Annotated in this window: 19 protein-coding genes; 11 read left to right on the top strand and 8 right to left on the bottom strand. The window is 74.0% G+C overall.

Annotation, left to right across the window (positions count from 1 at the left end):
• Window positions 1–338: 338 nt before the first annotated feature.
• The gene (locus AC559T_RS01185) at window positions 339–2,114 is read left to right on the top strand and encodes an aldehyde dehydrogenase family protein (protein ID WP_498867436.1); all 1,776 of its coding nucleotides are present in this window, start codon (window positions 339–341) and stop codon (window positions 2,112–2,114) included.
• A 37-nt stretch (window positions 2,115–2,151) separates the two neighbouring features.
• On the opposite strand, the gene AC559T_RS01180 is transcribed toward AC559T_RS01185, so the two are convergent.
• Window positions 2,152–2,835 (bottom strand): suppressor of fused domain protein, encoded by a 684-nt coding sequence (locus AC559T_RS01180; RefSeq protein WP_112108117.1) that lies wholly within the window; start codon window positions 2,833–2,835, stop codon window positions 2,152–2,154.
• Between the two features lie 64 nt (window positions 2,836–2,899).
• Here AC559T_RS01180 and AC559T_RS01175 point away from each other — a divergent pair, with 64 nt between their 5' ends.
• From AC559T_RS01175 to AC559T_RS01165, 3 genes are all read left to right on the top strand, one after another.
• On the top strand, window positions 2,900–4,312 hold the full coding sequence (locus AC559T_RS01175; RefSeq protein WP_368956379.1) for a TerD family protein: 1,413 nt from the start codon (window positions 2,900–2,902) through the stop codon (window positions 4,310–4,312).
• A 243-nt stretch (window positions 4,313–4,555) separates the two neighbouring features.
• A complete protein-coding gene (locus AC559T_RS01170; RefSeq protein ID WP_498867435.1) occupies window positions 4,556–5,980 on the top strand; it encodes a magnesium transporter MgtE N-terminal domain-containing protein in 1,425 nt (474 codons plus the stop codon).
• Window positions 5,977–6,612: a DUF1003 domain-containing protein gene (locus tag AC559T_RS01165; protein ID WP_498867434.1), complete on the top strand. Its 636-nt coding sequence runs from the start codon at window positions 5,977–5,979 to the stop codon at window positions 6,610–6,612. The genes AC559T_RS01170 and AC559T_RS01165 overlap by 4 nt, the downstream gene beginning before the upstream one ends.
• Here AC559T_RS01165 and AC559T_RS01160 read toward each other — a convergent pair.
• Window positions 6,609–6,968 (bottom strand): chorismate mutase, encoded by a 360-nt coding sequence (locus AC559T_RS01160; protein ID WP_498867433.1) that lies wholly within the window; start codon window positions 6,966–6,968, stop codon window positions 6,609–6,611. The genes AC559T_RS01165 and AC559T_RS01160 overlap by 4 nt on opposite strands.
• Window positions 6,969–7,295: 327 nt before the next feature.
• Here AC559T_RS01160 and AC559T_RS01155 point away from each other — a divergent pair, with 327 nt between their 5' ends.
• Together AC559T_RS01155 and AC559T_RS01150 are read left to right on the top strand one after the other, a co-directional pair.
• Window positions 7,296–8,126, top strand: a complete 831-nt coding sequence (locus AC559T_RS01155) for a RecB family exonuclease (RefSeq protein ID WP_020458549.1) — start codon at window positions 7,296–7,298, stop codon at window positions 8,124–8,126.
• Window positions 8,127–8,300: 174 nt separating this feature from the next.
• Entirely contained in the window at window positions 8,301–8,531 is a 231-nt protein-coding gene (locus AC559T_RS01150; RefSeq protein ID WP_071059337.1) for a DUF397 domain-containing protein, read from the top strand.
• Between the two features lie 150 nt (window positions 8,532–8,681).
• Here AC559T_RS01150 and AC559T_RS01145 read toward each other — a convergent pair whose 3' ends face one another.
• Window positions 8,682–8,903 carry a DUF397 domain-containing protein gene (locus AC559T_RS01145; protein WP_020458551.1) on the bottom strand — a complete coding sequence of 74 codons (222 nt, stop codon included), beginning with the start codon at window positions 8,901–8,903 and terminating at the stop codon, window positions 8,682–8,684.
• Entirely contained in the window at window positions 8,900–9,775 is an 876-nt protein-coding gene (locus AC559T_RS01140; RefSeq protein ID WP_071059338.1) for a helix-turn-helix domain-containing protein, read from the bottom strand. The genes AC559T_RS01145 and AC559T_RS01140 overlap by 4 nt, the downstream gene beginning before the upstream one ends.
• Window positions 9,776–10,119: 344 nt before the next feature.
• Between AC559T_RS01140 and AC559T_RS01135 the strand changes: the two genes are divergently transcribed.
• Window positions 10,120–10,920 carry a hypothetical protein gene (locus AC559T_RS01135; protein WP_498867432.1) on the top strand — a complete coding sequence of 267 codons (801 nt, stop codon included), beginning with the start codon at window positions 10,120–10,122 and terminating at the stop codon, window positions 10,918–10,920.
• Window positions 10,921–10,936: 16 nt separating this feature from the next.
• Window positions 10,937–12,202 (top strand): pyridoxal phosphate-dependent aminotransferase, encoded by a 1,266-nt coding sequence (locus AC559T_RS01130; RefSeq protein WP_498867431.1) that lies wholly within the window; start codon window positions 10,937–10,939, stop codon window positions 12,200–12,202.
• Between the two features lie 54 nt (window positions 12,203–12,256).
• On the opposite strand, the gene AC559T_RS01125 is transcribed toward AC559T_RS01130, so the two are convergent.
• Window positions 12,257–12,988: a hypothetical protein gene (locus AC559T_RS01125; RefSeq protein ID WP_498867430.1), complete on the bottom strand. Its 732-nt coding sequence runs from the start codon at window positions 12,986–12,988 to the stop codon at window positions 12,257–12,259.
• Between the two features lie 126 nt (window positions 12,989–13,114).
• Between AC559T_RS01125 and AC559T_RS01120 the strand changes: the two genes are divergently transcribed.
• Window positions 13,115–13,546 (top strand): antibiotic biosynthesis monooxygenase family protein, encoded by a 432-nt coding sequence (locus AC559T_RS01120; RefSeq protein WP_498867429.1) that lies wholly within the window; start codon window positions 13,115–13,117, stop codon window positions 13,544–13,546.
• A gap of 76 nt (window positions 13,547–13,622) precedes the next feature.
• Here AC559T_RS01120 and AC559T_RS01115 read toward each other — a convergent pair whose 3' ends face one another.
• The gene (locus AC559T_RS01115) at window positions 13,623–14,720 is read right to left on the bottom strand and encodes a hemolysin family protein (RefSeq protein ID WP_112108610.1); all 1,098 of its coding nucleotides are present in this window, start codon (window positions 14,718–14,720) and stop codon (window positions 13,623–13,625) included.
• Window positions 14,717–16,159, bottom strand: a complete 1,443-nt coding sequence (locus AC559T_RS01110) for a hemolysin family protein (RefSeq protein ID WP_498867428.1) — start codon at window positions 16,157–16,159, stop codon at window positions 14,717–14,719. The genes AC559T_RS01115 and AC559T_RS01110 overlap by 4 nt, the downstream gene beginning before the upstream one ends.
• A 297-nt stretch (window positions 16,160–16,456) precedes the next feature.
• Here AC559T_RS01110 and AC559T_RS01105 point away from each other — a divergent pair, with 297 nt between their 5' ends.
• Entirely contained in the window at window positions 16,457–17,284 is an 828-nt protein-coding gene (locus tag AC559T_RS01105) for a ParA family protein (protein WP_498867427.1), read from the top strand.
• A complete protein-coding gene (locus AC559T_RS01100) occupies window positions 17,281–17,697 on the top strand; it encodes a hypothetical protein (protein WP_498867426.1) in 417 nt (138 codons plus the stop codon). The genes AC559T_RS01105 and AC559T_RS01100 overlap by 4 nt, the downstream gene beginning before the upstream one ends.
• A gap of 52 nt (window positions 17,698–17,749) precedes the next feature.
• Here AC559T_RS01100 and AC559T_RS01095 read toward each other — a convergent pair whose 3' ends face one another.
• Window positions 17,750–19,420, bottom strand: coding sequence for a DEAD/DEAH box helicase (locus AC559T_RS01095; RefSeq protein WP_498867425.1), 1,671 nt, complete (start codon window positions 19,418–19,420; stop codon window positions 17,750–17,752).
• Between the last annotated feature and the right edge of the window lie 302 nt (window positions 19,421–19,722).

The raw sequence follows: 19,722 nt of genomic DNA, 5'->3' as shown, positions 1-19,722 counted from the left end.
GGACGCAAACCGGCGCGCCCGGCGACGCCCGGCGACGCCCGTCCGACCGGTTCGCGCCGGGCCGCCGGGGCCACCGGACGGATACGGAACGCCTGGTTGTCTCAGCGTGGGGTTACGGCGCGTCGTCGGTGAGGTCCCGAATGAGTGGCGGTGTTCCCGTCGTGGACACTTGTTGTTCTGTGGGTTAGGGCAGGGCGGGGCATCCGCGCGTCCGCGTCCGGTTCGGCCGCGCGAGGGCCGGGAGGGGTCACGATGATTCCGCTGATCACGCGGGACGGGCGCCGGGCCGGGAGGACGCCCGGGAGGTCCACCGCCGTCGGTGAGGAGAAGGTGGTCCTGTGATCGACGACGGCCGTCCGGGGTGGTCCGGCGCGGGCGCCGGCACCAGCGCGGGAACGGCGACCAACGCCGCCACGAGCGCCGGTCCCGGCACGAGCGCCGGTCCCGGCACGAGCGCCGGCTCCGGCACGAGCGCGAGTGCCGGTGTCAGCCCTGCCACAAGCGTCAGCATCGCCACGGATGCCAGCGGCACGAGTGCCAGCGCCGGTACGGGCACCGGGCCGCGGATCGTCGGTCCGCCGGCCCCGGCCACGGGTATCCGGGTCGCCGCCAGGGCTTCGGGCCCGGCTCCGGGCGGCGGCGGCTCCGGCGGGGGCTCGGGCGGTGGGGACGGGGTGTCGGCGACGCGGTTCTGGGTGGCGGGTCAGCGGCGCTCGGCGGCGGAGGCGTTCGAGGTCCGCAGCCCGTTCGACGGGCGGCTGGTCGGCACGGTCGCCCGGCCGGATGACGTCGACGTCGAGGACGCGCTGGTCGCAGCCGTCCGCGCGGCGCCCGTCTGCGCCGCGCTTCCCGCCCATGTCAGAGCCGGTGCGCTCAGCAGCGTGTCGCGCGCGATCGCCCGGCGCGGGGACGAGATCGCCAGCCTGATCACCAGCGAGTCCGGCAAGCCGCTCACCTGGGCGCGGGCCGAGGTGGCGCGGGCGTCCTCGACCTTCCGGTGGGGTGCCGAGGAGGCCAGGCGCTTCGCCGGCGACCTCGACCGGCTCGACACCGACCCGACCGGTGAGGGGCGGATCGCGTTGACCAGGCGATTTCCGATCGGACCGGTGCTGGGCATCACGCCGTTCAACTTTCCGCTCAACCTGGTCGCGCACAAGGTGGCGCCCGCGATCGCTGCGGGCGCGCCGATCCTGGTGAAGCCCGCGCCACGCACGCCGCTGTCCGCGTTGCTGCTCGGTGAGCTGCTCGCCGACACGGATCTGCCCGAGGGCGCCTGGTCGGTGCTGCCGGTCACGGACGACCGGATGCCCGCCCTGGTCGCCGACCCACGGCTGCCGGTGGTGTCCTTCACCGGGTCGGGCCAGGTCGGCTGGGCGATCCGGGACGCCGTCCCGCGCAAGCACGTCGTGCTCGAACTGGGCGGGAACGCGGCGGTACTGATCGCTGCGGACTACTCCAGCCCCGCCGATCTGCGCCATGCCGCCCGCCGGATCGCGCTGTTCTCGAACTATCAGGCGGGCCAGTCCTGCGTGGCCGTGCAGCGGGTGTTCGTCGACCGCTCGCTGTTCGGCCGGGCCCGCAAGGAGATCGTGACGGCCGTCCTCGAGCTGCGTGGCGGGGATCCGGCCGACCCCGCCACCGACGTCGGCCCGCTGATCGACACCGCCGCGGCGGAGCGGGTCGCGGCCTGGGTTGCGGAGGCCGTCGCCCGCGGCGCGACTGTGCTGTGCGGGGGAACCCGGCAGGGGACGGCGTTCGCGCCCACCGTGCTCACCGGGGTACCGCGGGACGCGGCGGTGGTATGCGAGGAGGTGTTCGGCCCCGTACTGGTACTCGAGCCGGTCGACGGCCTCGACGACGGCCTCGCCCGCGTCAACGACAGCTCCTACGGTCTGCAGGCCGGCGTGTTCACCCACGATCTCGCCACGGCCTTCCGGGCCCACCGCACCCTGGCCGTCGGCGGCGTGATCATCGGGGACGTCCCGTCGTACCGCGCCGACCAGATGCCCTACGGCGGGGTGAAGGGCTCCGGGCTCGGCCGGGAGGGCGTCAGCTCGGCGATGGCCGACCTCACCGTCGAACGGGTGATGGTGCTGGCCGGCGTCGAGCTCTGAGGCACCCGGCCGCCGAGGTACCCGGCCGCCGCGGAGCTCAGCCCAGGCCGACCTCGGCGCGGTCGGGGTCCCGGAGGTCCGTGCCGGCGTCCAGCCAGCGCTGTCGCATCGCCGTCGCGCCGTGCACGCGCTTGTAGGCGGCCTCGTTGGGGGTCATCGGGAACAGCGGCAGGAAGCGGACGGGCGCCGGCGCGCTCGCCGCTCGGGCGGCGTCCCCGGCCGCGAGCTCCAGGTCGGGAACCAGCCCGCCCGGCTCACCGATCAGGACGGCGGTGAACCGCGCACCGTCCCACAGCGGTTCGCCGAGATCGAGCCCGGCGCCGGCGATCATCGGACGTCCCTCGACGACCGGCACCGCGGCCAGCACGGCGAGCACCCGGGCCGTGCCCTCACGGTGCCCGCGCAGCGAGAGGACGAGCTCGGCCCGCGGGCCGGCCGGGTCACGCACGGTGGCCTCCGGCGGCGTCATCGGCTCGCGGGCCATCCCGAGGGTCACATAGCGGACGACGCCGTCGGGGTCGGGGCCGAAGCGGAGGATCTCGATCGGGTCGGTGCCGAGGAAGGTGACTCCGGCCCGCCCGGTGTCCGGGCCGAACCAGCCGGTCAGGTGGTGTTCGACGCGCCGCAGCACCTCGTCGGGTCCGACGTCCACCGGGCTGTCATGTACAGGATCGTCGTGCACCGGATCGTCGTCGTGGGTGGGATCGTCGGTTGCGCTCATAGCGGTCGATCGTAGGATCGCCACGCCGCGGCAGTTCGTTGTGACGGCGGATGGGAGGGCCCACATGGCACAGGTGCTAAGCAAGGGCGCGAACGCCCCGCTTCCGACGACGGATGTGCGGGTCGAGGTGTCTTCGTCCACCCCGCTCGACATCGCCGCGTTGCTGGTCACCCCGTCCGGCAAGGTGCGGGGGGACGCCGACTTCGTCTTCTTCAACCAGCCGGCCGGTCCGGGGGTGCGCCTCGCGCCGCCGTCGGCGCTGGAGTTCACGCTCACCGCGGTGCCGCCCGACATCGACAAGGTCGTGGTCACGGGCAGCCTGGACGGCGCCGGCCCGCCGACCTTCGCCGGCGTGCGCGGCCTGGCCGTGGTCGTGCGGGACGCGCGCGGCCAGGAGGTCGTCCGGTTCGACCCGGCCGGGATGAGCAGCGAGACGGCCCTCGTGCTGGTCGAGCTGTACCGCCGTGCCGGGAGCTGGAAGGTGCGTGCCGTCGGCCAGGGCTACGCCTCCGGCCTGGCCGGGATCGCCACCGACTTCGGGATCACCGTCGACGACCCGGGCTCCGGGAACACCGCGGCGGCACCGGCGTCCGCGGGCCCCGGAGCCGGAACGGGGGCCCCGCCACCGTCGCAGTACGACGCCCCGACGCAGGTCGTCTCGCCCCCGCCCGGCCAGCAGTGGGGTCCGCCGCCGCCGAACCCGCAGCAGTGGGGCCCGCCGCCGGGCCAGCAGTGGGGTCCCCCGCCCGGCCAGCAGTGGGGTCCGCCGCCTGGCGCGCCGCCGCAGGCTCCGCCGCCGCCGAACCCGCAGCAGTGGGGCCCGCCGCCCGGTCAGCAGTGGGGTCCGCCGCCCGCCGGCCCGCCCGGCCCGGGTGCTCCCGCCGGCGCGGTGCCCGGCCGGGTGAACCTGGACAAGGGCCGGGTCTCGCTGCGCAAGGGCCAGAGCGTGTCCCTGGTCAAGACCGGCGCCCCGCCGCTGGTCCGGGTCCGGATGGGTCTCGGCTGGGATCCCGCGCAGCAGGGCCGCTCCATCGACCTCGACGCGTCCTGCATCCTGTTCGACGACCGCGGGAAGGACGTCGACAAGGTCTGGTTCATGTCGAAGAAGGGGGCGCGTGGCGCCGTCCGCCACTCGGGGGACAACCTCACCGGCCAGGGCGGGGGCGATGACGAGACCATCTTCGTCGATCTCGGCGCGCTGCCGCAGAACGTCGTCAGTCTGATCTTCACGGTGAACAGCTTCCAGGGGCAGTCCTTCACCGACATCCGCAATGCCTTCTGCCGGCTCGTCGACGACCAGACCAACCAGGAGCTGGTGCGGTTCGACCTGTCCGAGTCGAAGCCGGCGACGGGACTGGTGATGTGCCGTCTCCAGCGGGAGCCGGGGGCGCCAACCTGGGTGATGACCGCGATCGGCGAGTTCCACGACGGGCGCACCGTGCGCGCGATGGTCGGGCCGTCCCGCCAGTACCTCTGAACCGGTACTGCCGCCGGGCCCGGCAGCAGTACCGGCGAAGTGCCGGTGTGGTGCCAGGCCGGTAGCGGCACGGTGTGATGCCGGTGCGGCGCCGCTGACTGTCCTCGCTGGTTGCGGCCGGCCGGCGCGCGGGTAGCCTCCGCCCGTGACCCCTCCGGCCCTTCCTGCTCCGCTGACCCTCCGCGCTGCCTCCGTCCCGGTTCCGCCGACCACCACCCGGGCCGTCCCGGCCGAGGCCGCCCGATGACCGCCCGGCCGGGGCCGTCCCGGGTGTACTGCCGTCGCCTCGCGGGGCTGCTGGTGCTCGACCCGAACGGCGACCAGGTCGGCCGGGTCCACGATGTGATCGTCACGCTGCGCCTGGGGCACGAGCCGCCGCGCGTGCTCGGGCTGGCCGTCGAGGTGCAGCGCCGGCCGATCTTCGTGCCGATCTCCCGGGTGACGGGCGTCGAGTCCGGGGCGGTGGTGCTGTCGTCCGCCCGGCTGAGCTGGCGCCGCTTCGCGCAGCGGCCGAACGAGACGCGCGTGCTCGCCGAGCTGCTCGACCGCCGGGTCACGCTCCTGCAGCCCCACGCCGACTCGACCGCCCGCGGCCAGGGTGCCGCGGGCGGCGGGGGAGCCCCGGCCGATTCCGGCGCCGCGAGCCCGCCCGGCCGTGAGGTGACCGTCGTCGACGCGGCGATCGAGCCCACCCGCACCGGCGACTGGGTCCTCGACCAGGTGGCGGTACGGGTCGGCCGGGGCCGGCGTGGCGAGGTCCGCACCGTCGGCTGGGACGAGGTGACCGGCTTCTCGCTGCCGGAGGAGGGCCAGGGCGCGGCGAACCTGCTCGCCGCGTTCGAGAAGCTGCGGCCCGCCGACCTCGCCTCGCTGCTGCACGACCTGTCCCGCAAGCGCCGCGCCGAGGTCGCCGCCGCGCTCGACGACGAGCGGCTCGCGGACGTCCTCGAGGAGCTCCCCGAGGACGAGCAGGTCGAGCTGCTCGGTGGCCTCGCCGCCGAGCGCGCCGCGGACGTGCTCGAGGCGATGGGCCCCGACGACGCCGCCGACCTGCTGGGGGAGCTGCCCGCCGACGAGGCCGAGCGGCTGCTGCGCCTGATGGAACCCGAGGAGGCGGCACCCGTGCGCCGCCTGCTCGTCTACGCGGACGACACCGCGGGCGGCATGATGACCAGCGAACCGGTGGTGCTCGCCCCGAACGCGACCGTCGCCGAGGCGTTGGCCCGCGTCCGCGAGCCGGAGCTCTCGCCGGCGCTGGCCGCCCAGGTGTACGTCGTGCGCCCCCCCTACGAGACGCCGACGGGGCGGTACCTGGGCCTCGCGCACTTCCAGCGGCTGCTGCGCGAGCCCCCGAGCACCCTGGTCGGCGGGGTGATCGACGTCGACATCACCCCGCTGCGGCCGGATACCCCTCTGCCCGAGGTGACGCGCCACCTGGCCTCGTACAACCTGGTGGCGGCGCCCGTCCTCGACGACGCGGGACGGCTGGTGGGGGTGGTGACCGTGGACGACGTGCTGGACCACCTGCTGCCGTCCGACTGGCGGGAGAGCCAGCCCAACCCGGACGGCGAGGAGGAGATGCCGCCGGGGGCGATGAGCGCTCCGCCGGCCGGCGACCCGGAGCCGGGCGGGCGCGGTGAGGTGGGTACCGCTCCCGCGGCCACATGAGCGGGCTGCTGCGGCGTCGGGGGGAGCGGCTCGACCAGCCGCGGGCGTCGCGCCGGGCGCACATCCGGCCGAGCTACGAGCCGGACGCGTTCGGCCGCGCCGCCGAGCGGATCGCGCGGTTCCTGGGCACCGCGCGGTTCATCGCCGTGCAGACCATCGTGGTCGTGCTGTGGCTGGTCTACAACTTCGCGGCACCGCCGTCGCTGCGGTTCGACAACTACCCGTTCATCTTCCTGACGCTGGCGCTGTCGATGCAGGCCGCGTACGCCGCGCCGCTGATCCTGCTGGCGCAGAACCGGCAGGACGACCGGGACCGCGCGAACCTCGCGCAGGACCGGGAGGCCTCGGTGCGCATCCAGGACGACACGGAGTACCTGGCCCGCGAGCTGGCCGCGATGCGGATCTCCATCGGTGACCTCGCCACCCGGGACTTCCTCCGGGCCGAGCTGAAGATCCTGCTCGCGGACCTCGACGGCACCCGCGCCGACAGCGGCCGGCGGGACAGGCGGGACCGCCGGCGCCGGCGCGAGGACCTGGGCACCGTGCCGAACGGAGCGGTCGGGCCTGCCGGCGCCAACCACTTGAGCCCGCCAGCCCGACCGCCCGGCGGTGACCCGCCGCCCGGAGGCTAGGGGAGGTTGCCGCGGCAGAGGGTCAGCACGGCGACGGCGATCTCGACGCCGCGGGGGCCGAGGCCGTCCGCCCAGCTGGCGATGATCTCGTTCTCCCGTCCGTGCTGGATGCGCGGCCCGCCCTCCTCGGCGCGCAGCGCCTGGACCTGCCGGGACAGCTCCTTGCGGGCCGCCACGAGCGCCCGCAGCTTGGCGTCGATGTCGTCGATCAGCTGACGTCCCTCGTCGATGGAGGCGATCGTCAGCGGCGCGGCCGGGTCGGTGCCGGGTTGGGGGATGGCGGCCTGGGCGTCGGCGGGTGCGGCGGCCGAGCTGGAAGCGGCGGAGCCGGAAGCGGCGTCGACGGCGTTCGTCACAGGTGGGCCCTTCGGTCGGGCCCGGCAGCCCGCGCCACTAGGGGCCCGGGTGTTGCCGGGCTGTGGTCTGGCGCGGAGCCGCGTGGGATCAGCGGCCGAGCGGGGACCGAACCCGGCCCCCGTAAAAGGGTCGCGGTGGAAGAAGGCCGACCAGGCCGAGACACGGCCGCGCGACCCCGGCCAGCCGGGCGACCCTCGCCAGCTGAGCCGTGCGCACGTGTGGCCCACCGCACTCCATGTGTCGAGCATGCCACCGCGGGGGCCGCGGAGTCCAGAACGGGCGGATGTGAGGCCAGGCGTGAGCCGGCGCGGTGAGATGATCGCCGAATGGACCAGATGGAGCTGGCCGAGATGCCCCGCCGCTTGTTCTCCTGCACCCCGTCACGTCTGGCGAGTTTCGAGGACTGCCCGCGCCGGTACCGGATGACCTACCTTGACCGGCCGGCGCCGCCGAAGGGGCCGCCGTGGGCGCACACCTCGGTCGGCGTCAGCGTGCACAACGCGCTGCACCGCTGGTGGGACGTCCCCCTGCCGGCGCGCACCCCCGAACGGGCCGGGACGCTGCTGCGCACCAGCTGGGTCGAGGACGGCTTTCGCGACGGTGCGCAGTCCGCGGCCTGGCGGGAGCGGGCCGCGGGGATGGTCGAGGCCTACACCGCCGGTATCGACCCGGCTGCGGAGCCCCGGGCGGTGGAACGCCAGGTAGCCACCCGGACAGACATGCTGGCCTTCCATGGCCGGGTCGACCGCCTGGACGAGCGCGGCGGTGAGCTCGTTGTGGTCGACTACAAGACCGGGCGGCGGGCGCCGACGGACGATGACGCGCGCGGGTCCTCGGCCCTGGCCCTCTACGCCCTGGCCGCGGGGCGGATGCTGCGCCGGCCGTGCCGGCGGGTCGAGCTGCACCATCTCCCGACCGGAACGGTCGCCGTCGCCGAGCACACCGAGGAGTCGACGGCCCGGCACGTGCGGCGCGCCGAGTCCGTCGCGCGGGACGCGGCCGAGGCGACCGAACGGCTGCGCGCCGGCGCGGACGGGGACACCGCCTTCCCACCCAGCCCCGGGCCGCTGTGCTCCTGGTGTGACTTCCGGCGGCACTGCCCGCAGGGGCGGGCGGTCTCACCTGACCGGGAGCCCTGGGCGGCGTTGGCCGAGTAGGGCAGGCCGGAGGCTGGCAGTTTGCTGCAATCTTGGTGACTCGCCGTAGTCTCTGCGTGCTGGCCCGGGGCTGTGGCTTCTAAGCTTCCGATGGGGGTGGCGCGGCTGGGGCAGGGCTGTCGCCTGCCCTGACGGCCGTGCGTCCCATCCGCTCTGACCAGTTCGGGAGCCGTAATGGTGCCGCGCAAACTAGCCCTCTCCGAGCACGATCTCGCCACCGCCTCGTGGCGCTCCGCCCAGGCCGACGGCGGCGAGGCCAACCGGGTGGAGGTGGCGAGGATCCCCGGCGGCATGGCCATGCGGGACTCCGACCAGCCGGTCGGGCCCGTCCTGCTGTTCACCGACGACGAGTGGGGCGCCTTCACCGCGGGGCTCACCGACGGCGAGTTCGATCTGACGTCCTGACACTGGGCCTGTCTGAACTCAGGGCCTGCCTGACTCAGGGCCTGTCCTTTGAACAGCAGGAGGGACCGGCGCCAACCGGACAGATTGGTGCCGGTCCCTCCGGCCGAATCCGGGATCACCGCGCGGCGACCCCGTGGGATGTCCGTGCGGTCAGTTCAGCGTTCCGGTGCGGACAGCGCTGACGAACGACGACCAGGACTGCTCGGAGAACTCCAGTGTTCCGCCGGCGCGGTCCTTGGAGTCGCGTACGTATGCCGAGCCGGTTCCGGGCGCCCATTCGACACAGTTGCCACGCGGCTGGCTGTAGCTGCTGGTCCGCCAATGGAGGGTCTCGACGTCGCCTGCAGCGATGCCGCCCGTGTAAGCCTTCACTCCTGTTTCACCTTCTCGACTATGCGCATGATCATGGCGCCTGCCTCGTCAGGACCGAGAGCGCAGGCCCGCAGTTTCTCGAAGGCGACCTTATAGCGCTGAACCTCGTGCGCCTTTTCCAAGTACATCGCGCCGGCAAGTTCTTCGAGATAGACCACGGGTTGGTCTCGGGCGTCCGGGAACTCGAAGAGGGTGAACGGAAAGCCCTGAGCCTGGTAGCCGCCGGCTTCGAAAGGGATCACCTGGATGGTGACCCGGCCGCGGTCCGCCTCGGCCAGCAGGTGCTCCAACTGGCCGCGCAGCACGTCAGGCCCGCCGACCGGCCGGCGCAGCACCGCCTCGTCGAGGATCACCCGGACCTGCGGCCAGCCGCTCTGGCTCAGCCGCTTCTGGCGCTCCCGCTTGAGTGCGACCGTCCGCTCGGCCTCGGACGGCGAGCCGTCACGGTCGAAGTCCATGGCCAGTGCCCGGGTGTACTCCTCGGTCTGCAGCAGGCCGGGGACGAGTGCCGACTCGTAGGTGAGGATGGCCTGCGCGTCCCCCTCGAGGCCGATCAGGGTCTCCAGCCACTCCGGCACCGCGTCGCCGAAGGACTGCCACCACCCCTGTTCCTTCGACTGGCGCACCAGGTCGAGCAGCGCCTGCCGCCGGGGCGTGTCCTGCAGCTTGTACAGGTCAAGCAGGTCGCGCACATCGCGAAGGCGAGCGGGTGTCCGCCCGGTCTCGACCCGGCTGATCTTCGAGGGCGAGCATTCGAGATGGCGCGCGGCGTCGTCCGCCGACAGGCCGGCCTGTTCCCGAAGTCGGCGGAGCTCGGCGCCGAGCCGCCGACGGCGCACTGTGGGGCTTCCCCCGCTGGTGTGCTCGGACATGGTGCCTCTCTGTCACTGTTTGCGTGGGTGCGGTGCGCGTCGTCGCCGCGCGCGGTTACCGTTCGCGGTCACTGTCCGCGTTGTGGCCGCCTGTTCACCGAACCGTTCGGCCGGCGGCGTGCGCGCGGGCAGGACGCCTGCTTTCGCGGCCGGACCACTACGTGGCGCTTGTATTCACTAAAATAGTTCGCTAAATATAACTTTTCGCGTGGCAATGTAGCCTGAGCGTCATGATCTCAGCATAAGTGGACGGAGGGCGGGAACAATGGATGCACAATCATCGTGAATGCATGTGCGGCGCTCGCGTCCCTGTCTGACACTAAGTGTCCGATATCTTGCTTTGGGTGTCGGGCTCGCCGATGATCGTGGCGGGTGGCGAACCATCGGACGGGGTGATCGTGATGGTGGGTGATCCGAGCTCGCGCGCCGCGAGCCCGAACGGTCCGGCTCCGGCCGGAGCCGCGTTCGCGGGCGGCCACGGCGGCCCTGCCCGGGAGGAGATCCACGCTGGTGGGACCGCGGGAGGCGCTCACGCCGGCGTCGGTGGCACCGCCGCGGAGGCCAGTCGCTTCCAGGTCTTCGACGGCGACGGCCGGTTTGTCGGCGTCTTCGCGAGCTGGGAGGCCGCGCACGCCTGGAGTCACTGGCGCGCCGCCGAGCCGGTGACCAGGCTGCCCGTCCGCATCGAGGACCATCTCGACCGGCGCACCTGGACGGTGGAGCCGGGTCTGTGTCAACTCACCGTGTGGCGGCGGCACTCCGAGTTCCGCGTGTGCCCGCCGCCCGGCGCCCCCGCGCCCGACCCGGCGCGCCCGGGGGCGGCCGGGGCCGGCCCGCACTCCGGCCCCGACGGTTCCCCGCCCGGTCCGGCCGCGTCGCTCGGCTCGGCTGTCATGCCCGGCACAGCTATCGCGCTCGACCCGGCAATCCTGTCCGACCCGGCGTTCCCGCTCGGCGCGGCCTTCTTCCCCGCGGCGGCCGCGGCCATGGCCGCGGCCGCCGCGGGGGCGGGCAGGGGGGTGGGGACCGGGGCGACGTCGCTTGTGCCGCCGTCCGTGCCGCCGCCCGTCGGCCAGGCCAGCTGGCCGGCGCAGGCGGCCGCGGCCTCAGCGCTGCGCGGCGTGGCCGAGGGCGCCGCGCGCTGAGGCCGCGCGCCATCATGTGTCCGTGGCCGAGGAGACGACAGACCAGCCGCCGCGGGTGGGCCGCGAGCGGGACGTGACCGCCGGGGCGTCCGGCCCGGCGATGCGGATCTCGGGGAGGGCGCAGACCTTCACCGAGTCCGTGATCCGGGACATGACCAGGCTCGCGCTGCGGCACGGGGCGGTGAACCTGGCGCAGGGCTTCCCGGACTTCGCCTGCCCGACCGAGCTGAAGGAAGCCGCGAAGGCGGCCATCGACGCCGACGTCAACCAGTACGCGATCACCTGGGGAGCGGCCGACTTCCGGGCCGCGATCGCCGCGAAGATCGGCCGCACCTATCCCGGCTGGACCGTCGACCCGGACACCGAGATCTGCGTGACCTGCGGCTCCACCGAGGCGATGATCGCCGCGATGCTGGCGCTGGTCGACCCCGGCGAGGAGGTCGTGTTCTTCGAGCCGTTCTACGAGAACTACGGCCCCGACTCGATCCTGTCCGGCGCGGTCCCCCGCCTGGTGCGCCTGCACGGCCCGGACTGGTCCATCGACCCGGCGGAGCTGCGCGCGGCCTGCTCGGACCGGACCCGCGCGATCGTCGTCAACACCCCGCACAACCCGACCGGCAAGGTGTTCAGCGCCGACGAGCTCGCCCTCATCGCGGAGCTCTGCCAGCGGCACGACATCCTGGTGTTCACCGACGAGATCTACGAACACATCCACTACCTGGGGCCGGGCGGGCACATCCCGCCGGCGACCGTCCCGGGCCTGGAGGACCGCACGGTCACCGTGAACGCGCTGTCGAAGACGTACGCGGTCACCGGCTGGAGGGTCGGGTGGACCGTCGCCCCCGCTTCCTACACCGAGGCGATCCGCAAGGTGCACGACTTCCTCACCGTCGGCGCCGCCGCGCCGCTGCAGGCCGCCGGCGTCGCCGCGATGGGACTGCCGCCCGAGTACTACGCCGGGCTCGCGCAGGAGTACCGGGTGCGCCGTGACCTCCTGTGCGGCGCGCTGGAGAACACCGGGTTCGCCCTCCGTCCACCGGACGGCGCCTACTACGTGATGTGCGACACCACCGACCTGGATCCGGCCGGCGACGACGTCGCCTTCGCGTGGCGGCTGGTGAGCGAGCTCGGGGTCGCAGCCGTCCCGGGATCGTCCTTCTACGCCGATCCGGCCGACGGTCGGCACATCGTCCGGTTCGGTTTCCCGAAGCGGCTGGAGACGCTGCGGGCGGCGACGGACCGCCTGCGACTGCTCGAGCGCACCCGGGCGGCCCACCCGTAACACGGATCAAGCCCGTGCCACTCCGACCCCTCGCAGGTGCGGCACTGGTCCGCGTTAGTCCCGGTGGGCTGGCACCGGCAGCGGGTAGCCGGCGGACGCGGCGCGGGCATGTCCCCGGCGCACCTCCCGGGTGAGCGCGCGCAGGTACAGACGGCGGCGCAACTGTCCGGCGTGGTCCGCCGGCGGTCCGCCGGCGGACCGTCCCGACGCGCTCACCATCGCCGGGCGGGAGGGCAGCAGGTAGCGCCCGCGCAGGTACTCACCGATCCAGCGGCCCTGCGCGGCGGCCAGCTCAGATTCGGCCGAGACCCGGTACAGCCCCTCCACCTCCTGGTGGAACACCCCGGCGAAGAAGTACTCCTCACTCCAGGACCGCGGGGCGCTCACCTGGCCCGGCTCGCCTTCATCGCCTGCCGGCGGGACGGCCGGCGGCGGAGCGCCGACGAACACGACCGCGTCCTGGCGGGCGAGCCCCAGGCCGACACCAGCCAGGCCAACACCGGCTGGGTCGGGAATGTCCAGTGCGAACGGGCGACCGCCGTCCGGGCCGGTGCGTAGCACCAGTGGGCCGGGGACGATGGTGAGGCGGTCGGCCATGCCGAACTCGCCGAGCGTGCGGGCGGCCTCCCGGGCCGGCGGGGAGGACGGGTCACCCGCGATCACGCCGATGCCGTCCAGTCCGCCGTCCACCAGGGCGATGAGTGCGGCTGTGCCGGCACCGGGGGGCGGTGCGCCGGGACCGGAACCGGCGTCGATGACCACAGCCAGCCGGGGAAGTCGGGACACGCTCGCCGACTGTAGTACCCGTCCGGGTGGGGGATGGTGCCGAGGCCCCGGCCCCGGCCGCGGCCATGCGCCACACGTGGGGATCGACCGTGTCACGGCGCGGCACGGCGCACTACCGTGACGGTCATGAGCGTCGTGAAGATCAATGTCCTCACGGTCCCCCCGGCGATGCGGGAGACCCTGGAGTCGCGGTTCGCCGGGCGGGCCGGGATGGTCGAGAAGGCGGACGGGTTCGAGTGGTTCGAGCTCCTGCGCCCGCTCGAGGGAACCGACACCTACCTCGTCTACACCCGGTGGCGCAGCGAGGAGGACTTCCAGAAGTGGCAGTCCTCGATGGCGTTCAGTGAGGGCCACCGGGCGGCCGGGGTGGAGGCGTCGTCCGGCCAGGGCCACCCCGGCGGCCAGCCCGGCGGTTCGGGTGCCGCTCCCGCCGGCCATGGTGCTCCCACCGGCCACGGCGCCCCGGGTGGGCACGGTGCTCCGGGTGGGCCGGCCGCGTCCGGCGCCACGCTCTGGTCGTTCGAGGTCATCCAGACCGCCGCGCCGGCTGCCGGCTGACCGCTCGTCCCGCCGCTCGGTCCCGTGGGGGCGCGGCCGCGCCCCCGGCGCTCCGTGTTCCCGCGGGACCGGCCGTTCATGGTCGGGGGTCGGCCGTCTCGCGATGGCTCGCGTCCTCCACCTCGCCGACGAACTCCTCGACGACGTCCTCCATGGCGACGACGCCCAGGGTGGTGCCGGTTGCGTCCACCGCCCGGCCCAGGTGGCTGTTGGTGCGCTGCATGAGGCGGAGCGCCTCGTCCAGGTGCAGGTCGACCCCGATCTCGGCCATCCGGCGCAGCCGGCGGTGCGGCAGCGGCTCGTCGCGCTCCTGCTCGGGAACACCGAGGACGTCCTTGGCGTGCAGGAAGCCGGCCAGCTCCGCCACGGGCCCCACGCCACGGCCTGGCTCGCCACCGGCGTCCTGGCCCGGGGCGCGGACGGGGAACCGGGAGTAGCCCGTTTCGGCCACGGCCTCCTCCAGCTGGGCGGCGGTGACCGTCCACGGCACGGTGACGATCTCCGGCAGCGGGATCATCACTGAGCGGACGGTCCGTCCGGACAGTTCGAGCGCGTGCGTGAGCAGCTCGTGCTCACCGGCGGGCAGCAGGCCCTCCTGTCGGGACTGCCCGATCAGCGCCCCCAGTTCCTCCGGGGTGTAGGCGGAGGCCAGCTCGTCCGACGGGGTGACCCGCAGCAGCCGCAGCACCGCGTTCGCGAAGTGGTTCAGGAAGGCGATGAACGGCCGGGTGAACCGGGCGAACGCGAACAGCGGCGGGCCCAGCCAGAGCGCCGCGCGCTCCGGGCCGGCGATCGAGAGGTTCTTCGGGACCATCTCGCCCAGCACCATGTGCAGCGACACCACGATGCACAGCGCGATCACGAAGGCGATGGCGTGCTGGGCGCCGACGGGGACGTTCGCCGCCTCGAGCCCGGCCTCGAGGAGGTGGGCGACCGCCGGCTCGGCGACCGCGCCCAGGGCCAGCGAGCACACGGTGATGCCGAGCTGGGTGGCGGCGAGCATGGGGGAGAGGTGCTCCATGTGCGACAGGACGGCCGCCGCCCGCTTGTCGCCGTCCTCCACCATCGGCTCGACCCGGTCGCGGCGGGCCGAGATCAGCGCGAACTCGGCGCCGACGAAGAAAGCGTTCCCGGCGAGCAGCAGCACGCCGGCGAGAACAGCCAGCAGGTTCATCGGTCGCCCGCCCGCTCGGACGTGCCAGCGTGCCCGGACCTGCCCGCGTGCTCGGACGTCCCAGCATGCCCGGACGTACCAGCATGCCCGGGTGCGTCCGCCCGGGCGGGTGTCCCGTCCGTGGCTTCCGTGGGGCTGAGGCGCACCCGGTCGATCCGGTGGCCGTCGACCGAGGCCACAACGAGCTCATGGCCCTCGACCTGGACGACGTCACACGGCCTTCCCAACCGGCCGAGGCGGGCCAGGACGAGCCCGCCGATGGTCTCGTAGGGGCCGGCGGGCAGGCGGGCTCCGGTCGCCTCGCTTACCTCGTCGAGGCGGAGCAGCCCGGACAACATCCACTGGCCGGCGCCGAGGGCCACCACGTCGGGTGGTGCCGGGCGGTCGTGCTCGTCGTCGACATCGCCGACGAGCTCCTCGACGAGGTCCTCCATCGTCACGATGCCGTCCGTGCCGCCGTACTCGTCGATGACGACGGCGAGCTGGAGGCCGCCGCGCCGCAGCCGGCGCAGCAGGACCTCGCAGTGCAGCGACGCGGGCACCAGCAGCGGCTCGACCATGATCTCCGGCACCGTCCGCCGCGCCCGCTCCGGCGCCGGGACTCCGAACGCGTCCTTGACGTGGACGACGCCGACCACGCCGTACCCGTCCTCGCCGATCTCGTCGTCCTCGCGCAGGACGGGGAAGCGCGAGTGCCCGGTGTGCTCGGCGAGGCGCAGCAGTTCCGCCAGCGAGGTGCCCGCCCCGGCGAAGACCGTCCGCACCCGCGGGGTCATCACGTCGGACGCCCGCCGGTCGCCGAAGCGCAGCGACCTGCTCAGCAGGGCCGCGGTGGTGACGGGCAGGGTGCCGTGCTCGGCCGAGGACGCCACGATCGAGCTCAGTTCGTCCGACGACCGGCCGCTGCGCAGCTCGTCCTGGGGCTCCACACCCATCGCCCGCAGCAGGGCGTTCGCCGAACCGTTCAGGACGGTGATCAGCGGCCGGAACACCCGCGAGAACATGACCTGTGCCGGCGCGACCGCCCGGGCGACCCGCACCGGCTCGGAGATCGCCCAGTTCTTCGGGACGAGCTCACCGAAGACCATCTGCGTCACGGTGGCCACTACCAGCCCCAGCACGATCGCGGTGACCTCGCGCGGCGACGGAGGGATGTGGGCGACGTCCAGTAGCGGTTCGAGCAGCGTGGCGACGGCGGGCTCGGCGATGTAGCCCACGACCAGCGAGGTCACCGTGATGCCGAGCTGCGCGCCCGAGAGCTGGAACGACAGCGAGCGCACCGCCCGCAGGACGATTCCGGCGCGGCGGTCGCCCGTGTTCGCCGCCTCCTCGACCTGGTGCGGCTCGACGGCGACGAGCGCGAATTCGGCGGCGACGAAGAGCGCGTTACCGGCGATCAGCAGGACGGCCACGAGCAGGTAACCGGCGGCCTCGAGCATTCAGGTGACTCCTTCTGGTCGGCGCGGCCGCACTGGTGCCCGGCGTATCCGGTCCATGGTCCGGCTGGTCGGGCGGCCGCGCGCGGTACAACGCGGGTCCGCCTCGCCCCGGGTACGCCCTGCCCGCGCGACACGCCCAGAACACGGCCCGGGCACCGCCGGCTGGCGGACATGTCGGCTTCGGTGGGCGAAAATGCCGCCCGCTTGCGGGGGTTCGCCCCGGAGGTCACCGCCGGCGCGCGACTCGGTCACGCAGGGTGTTGTGATCAGCCGGGCAAAGTAGGCACACTGCTCGGTGTGGCCCGGGTTCTCGCTGTCGCCAACCAGAAGGGTGGCGTCGCCAAGACGACCTCGGTGGCCAGCCTCGGCGCCGCGCTGTGCGAGCTCGGCCGCCGCGTCCTGCTCGTCGACCTGGACCCGCAGGCCTGCCTGACGTTCTCCCTCGGGCTCGACCCGGACTCCCTCGAGCTGTCCGTCCACGACGTGCTGCTCGGACGGCTGCCCGCGGGCATCGTGATCCGGTCCACCCCTGACGGCAGCGACCTGCTGCCCGCCACCATCGAACTCGCCGGCTGCGAGGCCATCCTGCTCTCGCGCACCGGGCGCGAGCACGCGCTGCGGCTGGCCCTCGTCGAGATCGCCGCCGGGTACGACTTCGTGCTCGTCGACTGCCCGCCCTCGCTCGGCGTGCTGACCATCAACGGCCTGACCGCGGCGGACGAGGTCGTCATCCCGATGCAGTGCGAGACGCTCTCGCACCGCGGGGTCGGCCAGCTCCTCGACACCGTCGCGGACGTTCAGCGGCTGACGAACCCGCGGCTGCGGGTTCGCGGGGTCCTGCCCACGCTGTTCGACGGGCGCACGGCGCACAGTCGGGCCGTGGTCGTGGACGTCGCCTCCCGCTACGAGGTGAAGATCCTCGAGCCGCCGGTGGTGCGGTCGGTGCGGTTCGCCGAGGCGCCGGGCCTGGGGCGGTCGATTCTCACCACCGCCGGCCGTTCCAAGGGAGCGGAGGCGTACCGCACGCACGCCCGGGCGATCGCGGGCGTGCCGGTACCTCCCGCCGCTCCCGCCGCTTCTGCTGCCGTCGGGCCGGACGCCGCCGTCTCGGGCGCGGCGGTGTGAGCGCGGGCGCGTCTGCGGGCTTCGACCGGCTCCGCCAGCGTGGGACGGCGAAAAGCGGCCTGCGCAGCGCCTCCGGACTGGCCGGGCCGGAGCCGGCGGGTGGCCGGCAGTCCGGGCCGGCGCCGGTCGGCGGCCCCGGCTCCTCCGGCCGGCCGACGACGGCGATCGGCCGGGACGCGCACGGCAAGCGGGCCCTTTACAGCGGGGTGCGCCCGCCCGGCCCGCGCGGCACGAGCCTCGCGGTCACCTGCTCCCGCTGCGGCCGGACGAGCACGATCGGCCTGCGGCGGGCGCTGTGGGTGCTGATGCCGAGTGTGCATCTCCCGCTGCCGCTAGGGCACCCGTCGCTGCTGCGCTGCCCCGCCTGCGGGCGGCCGAGCTGGGTGCGGCTCACGCTGCGGTCCCACCCGTGACCAGCGCGCGGCACGCCGAAGCATGCCGCGCGGGCCCTGGCGGGCTGGCGGGTCAGGCCGACTCGGCCCGGGGAGTGTGGTCGGCGCCGGGACCGGCCGCGTCGTCGTCCATCGACTCCACGTCGGTGTCGCGCACGGTGCCCGTGCCGCGCCCCCGGCCGCCGCGCCTACGCCGCCGGCGTCGGGCGGGCTCGGCTGTCGGGTCGGTGGCGGTGTCCTCGTCGGACTCGCTCAGGACGGCGTCGCCGCGGGCCGTGTCGCCACTGATGGCGCGGACCGGCGCGACGGGTACGTCCACGGTGCCGGTGAGGCCCTCGTCGAGGCCGGCCTGGCCGTCGAGCGCCGGGCCGTCGGCCTGCGAGTCGTCGGCGACGGTGAGGCCGGTGGCAGCCGCGGCCGCCCCGGCACCCCGGGTGCGCTGCCGGACCCGGGCGCGGGCCGGGCGGGCGGGACGCTCGTCCTCCCGCTCGCGGGTGCGGCGGCGGGTGCCGCGGCCCTTCTCACCGAGGTCCTCGATCTCCTCGGCGGCCAGGCCGGCCCGGGTCCGCGCCGAGTGCGGCAGCGTGCCCTTCACCCCGGCCGGGATGGCCAGCAGTTCGAACAGGTGCTCCGAGGTGGAGTAGGTCTCCAGCGGCTCCTCGAACGGGAGCGCCAGCGCCCGGTTGACCAGCGTCCACCGGGGCAGGTCGTCCCAGTCGACGAAGGTGACCGCGACACCGCTGCCGCCGGCCCGGCCGGTACGGCCGATTCGGTGCAGGTAGGCGTGCTCGTCCTCGGGGCACTGATAGTTCACGACGTGGGTGACGCCGCCGACGTCGATGCCGCGCGCGGCGACATCGGTGGCGACGAGGACGTCCACCTTGCCGGCGCGGAACGCGCGCAGCGCCTGCTCACGCTGGCCCTGGCCGAGGTCGCCGTGCACCGGCGCCGCGGCGAAGCCACGGCGGGCCAGGTCCTCGGCGACCTTGTCGGCGGTGCGCCGGGTGCGGACGAACACCATCGCCAGCCCGCGGCTCTCCGCCTGCAGGACGCGCGCGAGCACCTCCATCTTGTCCAGCGCGTGCGCACGGAAGACGTGCTGCTGCGTGTTCGGGACGGTGCGGCCCTCGTCGGGCTGCTCCGCGCGGACGTGCACCGGACGGGTCATGAACCTGCGGGCGAGCGAGATGACGGGCCCGGGCATCGTCGCGGAGAACAGCATCGTGTGCCGCTGCTCCGGCAGGAACGCGAGGATGCGCTCGACGTCGGGCAGGAAGCCGAGGTCGAGCATCTCGTCTGCCTCGTCGAGCACGAGGGCGCGCACGCCCGCGAGGTCGAGCGCCTTCTGACGGGCGAGGTCGAGCAGGCGCCCGGGCGTGCCGACGACGATGTCGACGCCGGCGCGCAGCGCGCTGAGCTGGGGTTCGTAGGCGCGGCCGCCGTACACCGACAGCACGCGCAGCCCGCGGCCGAGGCCGGCGCGGGCGATGTCCGCGGTGACCTGCACGCACAGCTCACGGGTGGGGACGACGACGAGCGCCTGCGGGCGGCCGTCCGCGCCCTCGTCCGGCGCCGTGACGACCTGGACGATGGGGATGCCGAAGGCGAGGGTCTTGCCGGTACCCGTCCGCGCCTGCCCGATGATGTCGGTGCGCTCGAGGGCGAGGGGGAGGGTGAGCTCCTGGATGGCGAACGGCCGGATGATGCCGACCTCCGCCAGGGCGGCGACTGTCTCGGCCCGCACGCCGATCTCGGCGAAGGTGGGGGCCAGACGCGGGGTGTCGGCCAGACTCGGGGTCTCGGTCGGGCTCGCGGTGTCAGAGCCGTCGCTGATGGGTTCGTTGTCGGGCGTTTGTGTGCTTGTGACGGACAGCGGGACGCTCCTGGTCTGCTCTGAGCGGTGTCCTACGCTGAACCCGCTCGCGATGTGCCGCGCGGCGCCTGCGGCCCGGTGTCGGGGCGGCGCCAGTCGATCAGCGGCCTGATGGCTGGGTGGTGTGATGACCACCGGCTAGCCCCAGGATAACCCGTGTCTCGCCCCGAGCG

The sequence above is a fragment of the Frankia sp. Hr75.2 genome (assembly GCF_949319125.1).
GTDB lineage: Bacteria > Actinomycetota > Actinomycetes > Frankiales > Frankiaceae > Parafrankia > Parafrankia soli.
This window is presented reverse-complemented; position numbering and strand designations above follow the sequence as displayed.

Excerpts from the sequence above, each read along its gene's own strand:
- AC559T_RS01165 (WP_498867434.1), top strand. The coding sequence starts at position 5,977 with ATGAGCGGGCTGCTGCGGCGTCGGGGGGAGCGGCTCGACCAGCCGCGG.
- AC559T_RS01175 (WP_368956379.1), top strand. The coding sequence starts at position 2,900 with ATGGCACAGGTGCTAAGCAAGGGCGCGAACGCCCCGCTTCCGACGACG.
- AC559T_RS01110 (WP_498867428.1), bottom strand. The coding sequence starts at position 16,159 with ATGCTCGAGGCCGCCGGTTACCTGCTCGTGGCCGTCCTGCTGATCGCC.
- AC559T_RS01170 (WP_498867435.1), top strand. The coding sequence starts at position 4,556 with ATGACCGCCCGGCCGGGGCCGTCCCGGGTGTACTGCCGTCGCCTCGCG.
- AC559T_RS01180 (WP_112108117.1), bottom strand. The coding sequence starts at position 2,835 with ATGAGCGCAACCGACGATCCCACCCACGACGACGATCCGGTGCACGAC.
- AC559T_RS01140 (WP_071059338.1), bottom strand. The coding sequence starts at position 9,775 with ATGTCCGAGCACACCAGCGGGGGAAGCCCCACAGTGCGCCGTCGGCGG.
- AC559T_RS01120 (WP_498867429.1), top strand. The coding sequence starts at position 13,115 with ATGAGCGTCGTGAAGATCAATGTCCTCACGGTCCCCCCGGCGATGCGG.
- AC559T_RS01150 (WP_071059337.1), top strand. The coding sequence starts at position 8,301 with ATGGTGCCGCGCAAACTAGCCCTCTCCGAGCACGATCTCGCCACCGCC.
- AC559T_RS01155 (WP_020458549.1), top strand. The coding sequence starts at position 7,296 with ATGGACCAGATGGAGCTGGCCGAGATGCCCCGCCGCTTGTTCTCCTGC.
- AC559T_RS01115 (WP_112108610.1), bottom strand. The coding sequence starts at position 14,720 with ATGAACCTGCTGGCTGTTCTCGCCGGCGTGCTGCTGCTCGCCGGGAAC.